This window comes from Ruegeria sp. BK1, from assembly GCF_056535645.1.
This window is the reverse complement of the sequence record NZ_JBQFIS010000002.1, coordinates 393824-406803: the sequence shown is the minus strand read 5'-3', so window position 1 is coordinate 406803 and position 12980 is coordinate 393824. Positions and strand designations below refer to the sequence as shown.

Sequence of the window (12980 nt, the reverse complement as noted above, 5' to 3'; positions counted from 1 at the left end):
GCGTTCGTCGGGAAATTATTTTGAAAACACTTTTCAAAATACAGATAATGACATTTATCTTATAGTTGTCAGAAGCTTACATTTTTCATATCATGAATTAAGCTTTCAAAACAGATCAAAGGTATTTTATGGATTTCCGGAACAATGAGCCTGAGTCCCGTCGCAAAGCCAGGGGAAGACCCCGAGGATGGGATGACAAGACCGCGCAAAATACCATCAAGTCCTTGGATAGGGCGATGGAGGTTTTCGAATATCTGAGCGAAGCGCAAGGGAAGGCTCTGACGACGCTGTCCGATGAAATGAAGCAGTCCCCAGCAACGGTTTATCGTATTCTGGTGACGCTGGAGGGCAGGGGGCTTGTCGAATTCGATCGTGATGAACAAGTCTGGCATATTGGCCCGCGCGCCTTTGTTATAGGCTCGCGGTTTCTTAGACGAACCAGCCTTGTTGATCGGGCACGGCCCGTCATGCGAAAGCTGATGGAAGCGACTGGAGAGACCGCCAATCTGGGCGTCGAGAGAGAAGGGGCGGTGCTATTTCTGAGCCAGGTGGAAACACACGCCAGCATCCGTGCATTTTTTCCTCCGGGCACTTTGTCCCCGATGCATGCTTCGGGTATTGGGAAGGCTCTGTTGGCTTATATGGATGAAGATCGGCTGGATCGCTTGTTGGCCGCCGCCGAGTTGCAGGCTTTCACGGATCGGTCGATTACGCAGCCGGATGCACTGAAAGAGGATCTGGTAGCCATCCGATCGCAGGGCTACGCGATTGATAACGAAGAAAAGAACACGGGCATGAGATGCATTGCAGCACCCGTGTTCGATATCAATCGAGAGGCGGTGGCCGGGATATCGGTGTCCGGGCCAACAAGCCGTGTGAGCGAAGCCGAGATCGAGCGACTAAGCCGCCCCGTCATCGAGGCAGCCCATCAATTGACGCAGGCGATCGGGGGTGTCGTCACTCTGCCGCGGACCTAAGGCGCTGATGTCGTGGAAACGCTGCGGGTCCAGTCCGCAACGCCATGTGGCGGTTCACGTCCTTGTATAGCAAGTACCGGAATTTCCCTGGCCCACCTGCGTAGCATGCCTGAGGGCAGAAGGCGCGCAGCCACATATAATCCCCGGCTTCGACCTCGACCCAGTCATTGTTCAGGCGATAAACGGCCTTGCCCTCAAGAACGTACAGGCCGTGTTCCATCACATGCGTCTCAAGAAAGGGGATGACCGCGCCGGGTTCAAAAGTCACGACGGTCACATGCATGTCGTGTCGCAAGTCGTTTGGGTCTACAAATCGCGTTGTCGCCCATTTGCCATCCGTGCCCGGCATCGGTGTTGGCGCAATGTCGTTTTCGTTGAGAACAAGGATATCAGGTGTGCCCAGCCCTTCTACAGCTTCGTACGCCTTGCGGATCCAATGAAATCGCAAAGTGCCCTCACCGTGGTTTCGCAAGGTCCAATCGGTTTCAGGAGGCAGATAGGCATAGCCACCGGGGGTGAGCTGATAGGTGGTACCGCCAGCGTGCAATGTCGCGTTGCCTTCGACCACGAACAAGACGCCTTGCGCCTCGGGATCGGTCTCGGGCCGGTCAGAGCCTCCGCCGGGCTGAACTTCCATGATGTATTGCGAAAAGGTTTCGGCAAAGCCGCTCAGCGGGCGCGAGATGACCCACAGTCGCGTGTCTTCCCAAAAGGGCAAAAAACTGGTGACGATGTCCCGCATCGTGCCCCTAGGGATGACGGCATAGGCGTCAGTAAACACGGCACGATCTGTCAGCAACTGGTCTTGTCCGGGATGCCCACCTTTTGGTGCGAAATACGTATTGCTCATGTGTGCTCCTGAAGAAAACCGTGCCTGTTAACATATGCTCTGGTTGTAGGTTTCCGACCAGACACAAGGGAACGACAGCTCTATCTTGAAAAATTTGACAATCGCGAGGGTTTTCAGGTGAAGCGGCATTCTCTGGCCCGTCGTGACAGTACACCCGGCTGATCCGACGTCTAGTGAACCGGCAATCCAGTTCGACCCCACGTCACGCCATGCTTTCCGCCAGAATCCGGTATGACTCACCGTATCGCGAATAGAAAAACGGCGTACAGGATGCACGCACCTTTAGCACTTTCGGGACAGAACGGAGCAACGGTTTCAAAGGTCGGGGAAACGCTGGCCGAACACCTGTTTTCATCTGACGTTCAGGTTGGCTAGGTGCATCAAAACTGGGGTAAGGGGCGGCGGCGCCGCCCCCAATCGCAAAAACTGAGGCACCTGAGAGGCGGTGCCAACAACAGACTCATCACGGAGGCCAAGGCCATGAAAACCGAAATTACCGAACTCTTTGGCATTGAACGCCCAATCATTCAGGGCGGGATGCACTATGTCGGGTTTGCCGAACTCGCAGCCGCCGTTTCAAATGCTGGCGGTCTGGGAACGATCACTGGACTGACACAGAAAACGCCCGCCGATCTGGCAAATGAGATCGCGCGTTGCAAGGATATGACCGACAAACCTATTGCAGTGAACGTCACGTTTCTGCCAACCGTCAACGCGCCGGATTACCCGGCTCTGATCAAGGCGATCATCGACGGTGGCGTCACAGTGGTAGAAACGGCTGGGCGCAACCCGGCACAGGTTATGCCGTATCTTAAGGATGCAGGGATCAAGGTGATCCACAAATGTACCTCGGTTCGCCATGCTCTCAAGGCGCAGGAAATCGGCTGCGATGCCGTATCTGTTGACGGGTTCGAATGCGGCGGGCATCCGGGCGAGGATGACGTGCCCAACATGATCCTGTTGCCCCGCGCCGCTGATGAGTTGGAGATCCCCTTCGTCGCGTCCGGCGGTCAGGCCGATGGCCGCTCACTGGTGGCTTCGTTGGCTATGGGGGCGTCGGGTATCAATCTGGGTACGCGTTTCGTTGCCACCAAGGAAGCGCCTGTGCATCAGAACGTAAAGGACGCCATCGTCGCGGCGACCGAACTGGACACGCGCCTTGTCATGCGCCCGCTGCGCAACACGGAACGGGTCATGACCAACCCGGCGGTCGAGCGCATTCTGGCCAAGGAAAAAGAAAAGGGTGAGACAATTCAGTTCGAAGACATCATCGACGAAGTGGCCGGTGTCTACCCGGGTATCATGCAGGGCGGGGATATGGATAGCGGTGCTTGGTCCTGCGGCATGGTTGTTGGCCTGATCAATGACGTGCCTTCCTGCCAGGAGCTGTTGGACCGCGTCATGTCCGAGGCTGATCAGATCATCAGCGAACGCCTGGCTGGCTATAACGCTGCCTAACAGACAACCCGAAAATAAACCTGCGAAAGAAACGAAAATGACGAACGAAAATACAGCCACGCAAGGTGTCGCGACCGAGAAACTGGGTTCTACCCTGCGTATAACGATGTCGAACCCCGGCAAAAAAAATGCGATCGATCGGTCGATGTATCTTGGTCTGGCCGAAGCCCTGACAACCGCAGCCAAAGACCCTGAAATTCGAGTGGTTTGGCTGCGCGGTGCAGACGGTGATTTCACCAGCGGCAACATGGTGAGCGATTTTCACAACTCGGCCTCTGGTGAAAATCCGCCCGTCGTGGCTTTTCTTGAAGCGCTGATCAAATTCCCCAAGCCGATTGTCGCACAGGTAGAAGGAGTGGCCATCGGGGTTGGCGCAACAATGCTGATGCATTGTGATCTGATTTATGCGGCCGAAGGCACGCGATTCCGTCTGCCTTTTGTCAACCTTGGTCTGGTACCCGAAGCCGGGGCCAGCTACATCCTGCCGCGTCTGATGGGGCAGGCCAAAGCGGCGGAACTTTTGCTTCTGGGCCGGATGTTCTCTGCCCAAGTTGCGCTTGAAACCGGGCTTGTCAGTGGGGTTGTCGCCGCCGAGGATCTGGAAGACACGGTTTCAGCCGCGGTTTCCGAGCTTGGTGAATTGCCACCGAACGCTTTGATGAAAACCAAAGCGCTTCTGCGCCGCCCTCTTACGGGTGATGTCTGGATAAGGGTCACCGAAGAGTTGACGGATTTTGCTGCTCAGCTTGATCATAGCGAATTTCAGGAAGCCTTTCAGGCGTTTGCAGAAAACCGAAAGCCGGTCTTCAAATAGTCAGTCCAAGATTGTTTGTCTTAAATTTCCGACCCAAGTGCTTCGCGTCGGCTTCGGACACTTGGGTCGTCATGGCGAATTGAGCGCAATCCGGGATCTGTAGATACCGTCTACAGGCGTGAGGCGGAAAGACCACTCGAGCCTGTGAACTAAATTGATCCGTACCATCTTCGTGTTTGCAGTCGCTGAGGCACGCGTTTTCCGACGTTTAGGCAATGTGAGCGAACGCCGTCCATTAGTCATAAGAGCGCGCGAGTTAGTCGCGCGCTCTTGGCGCGTTTCTTCAATACTGGCGGCGTCCATTACTTCCAGAGGATCGTGAAGCAACGGCGGGAGTAAACACTCAGAAATGGCCTTCTGACATGCTCCGGTTGGATGTTGCAACGTCAAGTTGACTTTGGCCGAACACCGTGGAAGATCGCGTAGAAGACGGGCACCATGATCATTGTTATCATTGTACCAATGGTCAAACCCGCAGCGATGGTCGTCGCCATCGCGACCCAGAAGATATCCTGTAGCAATGGCAACACTCCCAAAATTGTCGTGGCCGCACCCAGCAATACCGGGTTCAAACGTGAAACCGCTGCCTCGACCAGAGCGTCGTATGGCTCCAGCCCACGTTGGAGGTTCACATTGACCTCATCCAGCAGCACGATGGAGTTCTTGATCATCAAACCAACCAAGCTCATCGCGCCCAGCAATGCCATGAACGAGAACGGCTGACCGAACGCGAGCAATCCGCCGGTGATGCCGATGAGGGCAAATGGGACGACCGTAAAGATCACCAGCGCCGGGCGGAACGCATTGAATAGCGCCACGATGATAAACACCATGATGACCACTGCAGGGCCTGAGCCGGGTATCAAAGCCTCTTGCGAGTCGGCGGTGCTGAAAGTCTCACCTCGCCATTCCAGATGATAGCCAGGGGGCAACTCGATAGCCTCGAATTGGTCCCGTACATCCTGAACCAAAGCGGGCAGTGTCACACCCACCGGACTCGCCTGAACGGCGATAGAGCGCTGGCGGTTCCAACGGACAATGGTGGGATCTTCAATTTCGACACCCACCCCATCCGTAACAGCGGCCAATGGCACGCTTTTGGTGGTGAAGGCAGGTGTGACCTGCAAACTGTCGAAATTTCCGGCTGCGGTTTGACGTTCTTCTTCAGTGCGGCGCAGGATGATTGGCAACAGGTCTTCGTTCTGGCGGTAAAGGCCAACAGGCATACCGTCAAATGCAACTCTTGTAGCGTTCGCGATATCGTTGCGGGAAGTCCCGGTCCAAATACCTGTGACCTGATTATAGTCTGGCACCAGTTTGGTCACGCGATTACGCATATCATGCCGGATATCTTTGGCATGGTTTGAAGCGCGCAGGATGTTCATTCCCTGTTCAGCCAGATCACGCAAGACGGTCGGATCTGCATTCGCCGGACCGCTAAAGCGCACCTCGAACGGCCAGGTGTTGCCGGGACCTGCTGTGTATTTGCGAACTCGCACCATGGCCTCGGGCACTGCTTCGATGGTCCACGGGTCAAGCTCTGCAATCAGGTCGTTCACCACCTCAAGACTTGTGGTGTTCACAACAACCTGCGCGTAGCTGGCGTACGGAAATTCTGGGTCAACAGGTAAATAAAACCTGGGACCACCCGAGCCGACGAAAGTGGCGATTCCTTCGACGCGGGGATCATCGGCCAGACGTTCTTCGACCCTTTGTGCCAGTTCGGAAGTGTGATCAATGGTGCTGCCTTCTTCGGCCCAGATATCCACCATGAACTGCTGCCGGGTGGCGTCGGTAAAGAACAGACGGTCAACCGAGCCAAACCCATAGAGAGCCGACCCTAACAAGGCCACGGCAACCACAGCCGTAATCCCACGGTGATGCAAACACGCCCCGAGAACATTGCGGAATACCTGCGTAGAGACGCTTTCGCGGGGTGTCTCGATCACTTTCGGAGGATTGAGCAGGTCAATGCACATAAGCGGCGTGATCGTCATTGCGATAATCCAGCTTATCAACAACGAGATTGCTACAACCACAAAGAGTGACCCGGCATACTCTCCGGCGCTGGCCGAAGAGGCATAGATCGGAAAAAAGGCCATCAACGCCACAATGGTTGCGCCCAATAGTGCAACACTGGGTTGGCTTGCGGCCTCGATCGCGGCGTCAACCTTGGCCATGCCTTTGCGCAGGCGCGTGGCCATGCCGTCCGCGACGACAATGGCATTGTCCACCATCATGCCCAAGGCAATGACAAGCGCGCCCAAAGACACCCGATGCAAGTCGATCTTGAGCACAAACATGACGATAAACGTGGCCAGAATTGTCAACAGCAGCGCGGCGCCGATGATAATCCCCATCCGCCAACCCATGAACACGGCCACAACGATCAGAACGATCAGAACAGCCTCGGCCAGATTGACGACAAAGCTGTCGATGGCTTGGGTAACCAGATCGCTTTGCCAGGCCACGCGATGCAATTCCACCCCGACGGGCAGGCGGGCGGAAATCTCGGCCAATGCGACCTCGAGGTTTTTGCCGGTATCTACGATGTTGCCGCCGGACACGTTGGCAATCGACAGGCCGATAGCGGGCAAGCCATTATAGCGCATTTCGGTGAACTTTGGTTCAAGATAGCCTTGACGGACTTCCACAATATCCCGCAGCCGCACGATCTCGGCATCTCGTTGAATTGGCAGATCCAGCGGAGCATCCAGATTCTCGACCGCATCCAGAACCGTATCGGCAAGAGCCGGTCGCAGCTGCAGATCGCCGATATCTTGTGGCGATTGAAACTGCCCTGTCGGCGCGATGCGCAACCGGCGATCACCGATATTCAGCCCACCTGCTTCGACAACCTGATTTTGCACATTCAGGGTCGACACAAAATCAAGTGCCGATATGCCCAAATCCTGCAGACGCTGTTCTGATGCGTCGAGATAGACGACCTTGGGCTGCACGCCCCATGTTTCGACGCGAGAAACGCCCTCAACCAGGTTCAGGTCCTTGCGGATGGATTTGACGTATTCCTCAAGCTCGGCATGGCTGAAACCATCACCGGTTACGGCCAGCACGAAGCCATACACAAAGCTGAAATCATCCGCGACCAGAGGGGTTCCGGCGCCCGGTGGCAACTGGCTTTCAACATCGCGTACCTTGTTACGCAACTGGTCCCAGACCTGTGGCAATCGGTCTGCCCAGAACTCCTGTTCGATCTCAACTTTTACAATTGAAAGACCGGCATGAGAGAACGACGTCAAAAAACGCAGCTCGGGCATTTCCTGAATTGCCGTTTCGATCCTGTCCGTCACCTCCAGCTCAACTTCCAACGGGCTTGCACCGGGGTACTGCGTGGCGACAATGGCTGTTTTTACTGTAAATTCAGGATCTTCCAATTGGCCCAGTCGAAAATAGCTGAGCGCACCGATCACGAGGATCAGAAACAGGGTAAAATAGGTGACCGACCGGTTCTGAACCGCAATTGACGCAATCGACATCAGTTCATTCTCCGACTTTGGGCAACAAGACTTCTTGCCCTTCCTGCAGGGTGTTAACCCCCGCAGTGGCGATCCTTGCCCCTGGTTCAAGACCAGTGACCAACAAACCGCGATCAGCAAAAGATGTTACAGTGACGGGTGTTGCGCTGACAGTGCTGGTTTCCGGGTCGATGACCCAGACAAAGGCCTCGTCCCCGGAAGATGTATTGGGCGAGAACACCGCTGAAGCCGGAACCTGAATCCCGGTTTGGGCGTAGTCTTCGGGCAGTCGGACCAACGCTGTTGCGCGGCCGGCCATGCCCGGTTGAATCTCGGCCTCTTCAGGTTGTTCCATCACGATTGTAACCGGATAGGTCCGGGTGGATTCCGATGCTTCGTTTCCGACCCGCGCTATTTGCGCTTCAATTTTGACACCAGGTAGGCTTGCGTATTCAACCTCGATAGCTTCGACATACTCCTCGAGATTTATCAGGCTTTCTGGAACCGCAATCTCCATTTCAATCCGAGACGTGTCGAGAAGTCGCAAAACTGGCTGACCGGCTGTAACGTTTTGAAATCGCTCGGCATAGGTGTTGGATACTGCCCCGTCAAAGGGGGCTTTAAGAGTTGTATAGCCAAGGTTTAGCCGGGCTTCGTCCAGTTGCCCTTCAACCGCATCGATATTGAATTCCGTGGCCCGAACCAGTGCAATCTGATCATCTACCCGCGCTTGGGCAACAAAATCGTTCTGCGCCAGCTGCTCGCGGCGAGTTAACTCGGTCTTCGCATTTTCCAGTGTAGCCACCAGCGCAGCACGTTGTCCTTCCAGCGCATGGACCCGGGCGACGTAGGGATCGGAATCGAGGGCGGCAAGAACGTCCCCCTGCTTTACAGTCGTACCAACATCACTGGGACGTGCCAAAATTTTTCCGGGCACTTCAAACGCGATGTTAACCTCGCGAACCGCTTGCGCGCGTCCGGGATATGTCGCTTGCCGAACCGACTCAACGTCTGCAACCACTATGGACAAGACTGGCCGAGGCGGCAGTTCAGTTTTGGAAACTTCTTCCTCTTTACAGGCAGCCAACGCGAGGAGGGTTAGGGCTGGCAGTTGGAAAATTCTACGACCACTATAGGACATCCTGATAGCCTTTTTTTCTCAAGTTCGAACGGAAAACCACTTTGCTGATTCATTTCAAAACACCTACCGGAAGACCCTTCAAGTACAGCCTCGAAGAAGTGATCGGAGATTTGAGTTCCCCCCTGCTCAGGCCTAATGCACTGGCTAGTCTTGGTGTTCCGGTCCATAGTCGTAACCCTATCGTTCCAGGCAATGGCCGGTGTTCGGCCTGATTCCGTAGTTCTGGGGCATTACGTAAGGAAAGTTAGGGTTTGCGGATATGCCATTTCAGGACAAAACGTTGACTCGTCTGACCTTTTCGACATCACCGCAGAGCAGTGGGTACCACCTTGCTTCGCTTTGGCAATACGGCAATCGCGCCATACAGCAGTGTTTGTACCGCAAGTAGTTTTAGGCTTGGCAACACCTGATGAAGGGTTGCCCCCAGTTGGTCCACCTGAACAAACGCAGCCGTTGCCAAAGTGGATGGTACTGCCAACGCGATAAGACGGATGATGTCCGGGATGGATTCAGTCGGCCAGGAAATTCCGGACAAGAAAAACAGCGGCAAGCCTTGCAACAGCAAAAAGAACATCATCGACGCACGGGTCGGAAAAACACGCAGCAAAGCAAAGCCCATAGCCGTGACAGCCGTCAGGAAAGGTAGGGCAACAACCAACATCGGAAGAATGTCGCCGACACGAGAAATCCCATAGGCCGCTGGCACGAGCAGTCGGGTGACGACAATCCACATCAAGTACAAAAGGATGTATGCCAATGGGCTCGCGATCAGTTCCAACCCCTTTAGTTGAGGGCGTCCCGCGTGCAGCAATCCGATACCGGTCAACAGAGTCTGCTGCAGGATCAAAACAAATGCCGCCGGCAGGATATAGGTCGCGAAACCACCGTGCGGATTGAAAAGCGGGACCGCAGTGATCTCGAGTGGAGAGACGATGGACTGTGCCCGATTGCTGTCCATGCCCGAGGACACCAGCCGTTGGATTCGAACTTCGGTGCCTAGGCTTCGGCTGGCGTTTCGCACGGCGGCGGCAAACGACTGGTACAAAGTGAAGTGCCCACCATCACCGAAAACCGCCACCGAGGATGGAAGGCCGCCCAGTAGATCACGTTCGAAATGGGCCGGCACCAATACGACCCCAAAGACTTCCCGAGCGTAAAACAACTCTTGCGCCGCAAGAAGATTGTCATTGGCTGCATGAATGGCGACCGAGTCGGTGTCGTCAATCCGCCGCAAAAACTCTCGGCTAGCCGTAGATTGATCCGAGTCGACGACCGCAATCGGAACGTTCCGCACAACTTCATTCGCATAAGGTTGGGGGTAAAGCAGTGCATAGATACAGATCGCCACGATCATCGCAGATCGCGCGTTCTTGTCATACCACAAGTTCTTAAGTGACGTGCATACCGCGTGGAATAAGGCAATCATGCCAGCCCCTCCTGACCAAAGGCACGCGGTCTGGATTTGCGCCACAGAAGCAGCGCTGCCAGAGAGCCGTAAATGAGCACTTGCGCGGTCAGCCATGCAAACCCTGACAGCGACACCTCTGGTGACACACCGCGCGAAACCTGATCGGTTCTGAGCTGTAGATAGGGTACCAATGGCAGCAAACTGCCCCAAGACCATGCAAAGGTGTTCATGGTCAACCGTGGAATGCTGACCCCGGCAAACCCAAAGGCCGGGGCGGCCAGAACACCGGACAGACCTAGCGCGCCAACGGCCTCGCCAGTCAGCGTCCCGACAACTGCGCCAAAACACTGACAGGACAGGACAAATAAAACCGTGTAGCACATGTGGACAGGAATGCTGCCCCGAAACGGGGCGCCGAAGAAACCAAAAATAATTGCGTCAGAAACGATGAGGGAAAACAGGCTGAAAACCGCCTAAGGCGCCAGTTTTCCCGCGAGAACGCCGAACGGCGTTCGACCCAGTGTAACTAACCTTGATGAACCTGAACGAACGCTGGAATGCCTCATCTGACTAGGTCCACCGTTATGTATAGTGAACGGAGGACAGAGAATGGCAAACAAGCGGCACAAGCCCGAGGAGATAGTTCAGAAGTTACGGCAGGTTGATGTGCTTGTCGGCCAGGGTATGCAGCGCGTGGATGCGATCCGCGAAGTGCGCATTACCGAGCAGACCTATTACCGATGGCGCAAGCAGTATGGCGGTATGGGAACCGACCAACTTAAGGAACTCAAACGGCTCCAGAAAGAGAATGAACGGCTTCGGAAAGCCGTGTCGGATCGACCCTGGACAAGCTAATCCTTAAGGAAGCAGCCCGGGAAACTTCTGAGCCCCGCCCGCCGGCGTGCCTGCATCGACCTGATCCGAAGTAGGATGAAGGTTTCAGAACGCAGGATCGCCGGGTGCTGGGGCAGCATCGATCGACGCAAAGGTACTCTCCCCGAGGCCGGGAAAACGAAGACCGGCTTGTCGCGGACATGATTGAACTGGCCCGGCAATACGGCAGCTACGGTTACCGCCGCGTCGCCGTTCTGCTGAGAGATGCGGGCTGGCAGGTCAGCGTCGGCCGTGTTGAGCGGCTATGGAAGCGGGAGGGGCTGAAGGTGCCACGCAAGCAACCAAAGAAGAGCCGTCTCTGGCTGAACGACGGATCATGCATCCGCCTGAAGCCTGAGCACCGCAACCATGTCTGGAGCTACGACTTCGTGCATTGCCGCACTGACGACGGCAAGGCGTTCCGTACCTTGAACATCCTCGATGAGTTCAGCCGGGAATGCCTGTCAATCACAGTGAAGCGGAAGCTAAACTCGACCGACGTGATCGACGCTCTCACCGATCTCTTCATCCTGAGAGGGCCGCCGGCATTTGTGCGCAGCGACAATGGCCCCGAGTTCGTTGCCAAAGACGTCCGAGCATGGATCGAAGCCGTGGGAGCCAGGACGGCCTTCATCGAACCGGGCAGCCCTTGGGAGAACGGCTATGTGGAGAGCTTCAATGCCAGGTTCCGCGATGAACTTCTGAACCGAGAGATCTTCTACTCGCTGAGGGAGGCTCAGATTATCATCGAAGGCTGGCGGAAACACTACAACACTAAGCGGCCCCACAGCGCTCTCGGCTATCGGCCACCAGCTCCTGAAACCATCGTCCAGATGGACCCGAGGCCAGTCATGCACTAACAATCAAGTCGGACCAGTCAAATCAGGCCATCCAACGGCCCCGTGGATGCGCGAAGGATCGACAAGGCCGTCATGCCCGCGAGCGCGGTGAATGTTCCAGGTGACGCAAATCAATCGGGTAGCGTACATTTGATGTTCTTTGTCGATGCGGAATGCGTACTATGTACAGGTAAGTCTTGCACCCTAACTCGACAACTTGACGAGGGCCACCGATGCGCCACCTAGCCTTAAGCTTTCTGATCGCCACCACCCCAGTCGCAGCCGTTGCTGAGATGGCCCGGTATGAGCTCGACCCCGATCACACAACGGTTTACTTCACGGTCGAGCATATCGGTTTCGCAAAAACGCTGGGCATCTTTGGTGAGGTTCGGGGCAGCTTTGACTATGACACCGACACGCAGGAACTTGCGAATGTGCAAGTCGTGATCGCGTCCGACAGCGTCAACACCTTCCACGACGCGCGGGATGGGCACGTAAAGGCAAAAGATTTTCTTCATGTGTCCGAGTTTCCGGAAATCACCTTCACCGCCATGGCGGGTCAACCGGCCTCGGCGGATGCGGGTACCGTGACCGGAGACCTAACGATTTTAGGGATCACACAACCGGTGACGCTGAACGTAAAACTCAACAAAGCCGATACGTATCCGTTCGGGCACAAACGTATGGTTCTTGGCCTGTCTATCGACACATCGGTCCAACGCAGCGAGTTTGGGATGGCCTATGGCGTAGGAAACGGTCTGGTGGGTGATCAGGTGGATATCAACATCGAAACCGAAGCGATGCGGGTCGAATAACCGGTTCGCTTTTGTCTTAAACAACTTTGGCTTCGACATGTAAGGCACCGACCAGCAATCGTTGCAAGCCATCAGAATCCGACTGTCAAAGTTTTCGCGAACGTCCTGGGCTCACACTAGGTCATCATCAACGCGTCGCAAGAAAGCGGCGCACTTTTAAGCGTTGTCGTCAAATCAGAACGCAATTAGCCGGCTCAATCCTGCCTAGAAATGCAATTGCCAGTGGGCAAAAGGCGTATTCGATAGGCATCCAGAGCCCACTGGCAAGGTCGAGCGGAAAAAACACCTTGGTGCTAGTCTTTCTGCAACTGGCCCTTGCCAATCAGGCA

9 protein-coding genes and 1 pseudogene are annotated in these 12980 nt (G+C 55.4%); 5 read left to right on the top strand and 5 right to left on the bottom strand.

Annotated features, from left to right (window positions below; genetic code table 11):
* Window positions 1–128: 128 nt before the first annotated feature.
* On the top strand, window positions 129–977 hold the full coding sequence (gene bhcR, locus ACR3E7_RS20270) for an HTH-type transcriptional regulator BhcR (protein ID WP_170772054.1): 849 nt from the start codon (window positions 129–131) through the stop codon (window positions 975–977).
* On the opposite strand, the gene ACR3E7_RS20265 is transcribed toward bhcR, so the two are convergent.
* The gene (locus ACR3E7_RS20265) at window positions 958–1827 is read right to left on the bottom strand and encodes a bifunctional allantoicase/(S)-ureidoglycine aminohydrolase (protein ID WP_480503837.1); all 870 of its coding nucleotides are present in this window, start codon (window positions 1825–1827) and stop codon (window positions 958–960) included. The genes bhcR and ACR3E7_RS20265 overlap by 20 nt on opposite strands.
* Window positions 1828–2307: 480 nt before the next feature.
* Here ACR3E7_RS20265 and ACR3E7_RS20260 point away from each other — a divergent pair, with 480 nt between their 5' ends.
* A complete protein-coding gene (locus tag ACR3E7_RS20260) occupies window positions 2308–3285 on the top strand; it encodes an NAD(P)H-dependent flavin oxidoreductase (protein WP_170783391.1) in 978 nt (325 codons plus the stop codon).
* 37 nt (window positions 3286–3322) lie between these two features.
* Window positions 3323–4099, top strand: a complete 777-nt coding sequence (locus tag ACR3E7_RS20255; RefSeq protein WP_480503836.1) for an enoyl-CoA hydratase — start codon at window positions 3323–3325, stop codon at window positions 4097–4099.
* 386 nt (window positions 4100–4485) lie between these two features.
* Here ACR3E7_RS20255 and ACR3E7_RS20250 read toward each other — a convergent pair whose 3' ends face one another.
* The 4 genes from ACR3E7_RS20250 to ACR3E7_RS20235 all read right to left on the bottom strand — a co-directional run bounded on the left by ACR3E7_RS20250 (window position 4486) and on the right by ACR3E7_RS20235 (window position 10585).
* Complete coding sequence (locus ACR3E7_RS20250; RefSeq protein WP_480503835.1) at window positions 4486–7596, bottom strand: efflux RND transporter permease subunit; 3111 nt, start codon at window positions 7594–7596, stop codon at window positions 4486–4488.
* A gap of 4 nt (window positions 7597–7600) precedes the next feature.
* On the bottom strand, window positions 7601–8716 hold the full coding sequence (locus ACR3E7_RS20245; protein WP_480503834.1) for an efflux RND transporter periplasmic adaptor subunit: 1116 nt from the start codon (window positions 8714–8716) through the stop codon (window positions 7601–7603).
* A 304-nt stretch (window positions 8717–9020) separates the two neighbouring features.
* Entirely contained in the window at window positions 9021–10142 is a 1122-nt protein-coding gene (locus ACR3E7_RS20240) for an ABC transporter permease (protein ID WP_480503833.1), read from the bottom strand.
* A complete protein-coding gene (locus ACR3E7_RS20235; RefSeq protein ID WP_480504071.1) occupies window positions 10139–10585 on the bottom strand; it encodes an ABC transporter permease in 447 nt (148 codons plus the stop codon). The genes ACR3E7_RS20240 and ACR3E7_RS20235 overlap by 4 nt, the downstream gene beginning before the upstream one ends.
* 148 nt (window positions 10586–10733) lie before the next feature.
* On the opposite strand from ACR3E7_RS20235, the pseudogene ACR3E7_RS20230 reads away from it, so the two are divergent.
* Both ACR3E7_RS20230 and ACR3E7_RS20225 read left to right on the top strand, forming a co-directional pair.
* Window positions 10734–11857: pseudogene (locus ACR3E7_RS20230) on the top strand (IS3 family transposase).
* 212 nt (window positions 11858–12069) lie between these two features.
* A complete protein-coding gene (locus ACR3E7_RS20225) occupies window positions 12070–12651 on the top strand; it encodes a YceI family protein (protein ID WP_170772076.1) in 582 nt (193 codons plus the stop codon).
* Window positions 12652–12980: the final 329 nt, after the last annotated feature.

What these genes read in the sequence shown, in the direction of transcription:
- bhcR (WP_170772054.1), top strand. Translation starts at nt 129, where the DNA reads ATGGATTTCCGGAACAATGAGCCTGAGTCCCGTCGCAAAGCCAGGGGA.
- ACR3E7_RS20265 (WP_480503837.1), bottom strand. Translation starts at nt 1,827, where the DNA reads ATGAGCAATACGTATTTCGCACCAAAAGGTGGGCATCCCGGACAAGAC.
- ACR3E7_RS20260 (WP_170783391.1), top strand. Translation starts at nt 2,308, where the DNA reads ATGAAAACCGAAATTACCGAACTCTTTGGCATTGAACGCCCAATCATT.
- ACR3E7_RS20255 (WP_480503836.1), top strand. Translation starts at nt 3,323, where the DNA reads ATGACGAACGAAAATACAGCCACGCAAGGTGTCGCGACCGAGAAACTG.
- ACR3E7_RS20250 (WP_480503835.1), bottom strand. Translation starts at nt 7,596, where the DNA reads ATGTCGATTGCGTCAATTGCGGTTCAGAACCGGTCGGTCACCTATTTT.
- ACR3E7_RS20245 (WP_480503834.1), bottom strand. Translation starts at nt 8,716, where the DNA reads ATGTCCTATAGTGGTCGTAGAATTTTCCAACTGCCAGCCCTAACCCTC.
- ACR3E7_RS20240 (WP_480503833.1), bottom strand. Translation starts at nt 10,142, where the DNA reads ATGATTGCCTTATTCCACGCGGTATGCACGTCACTTAAGAACTTGTGG.
- ACR3E7_RS20225 (WP_170772076.1), top strand. Translation starts at nt 12,070, where the DNA reads ATGCGCCACCTAGCCTTAAGCTTTCTGATCGCCACCACCCCAGTCGCA.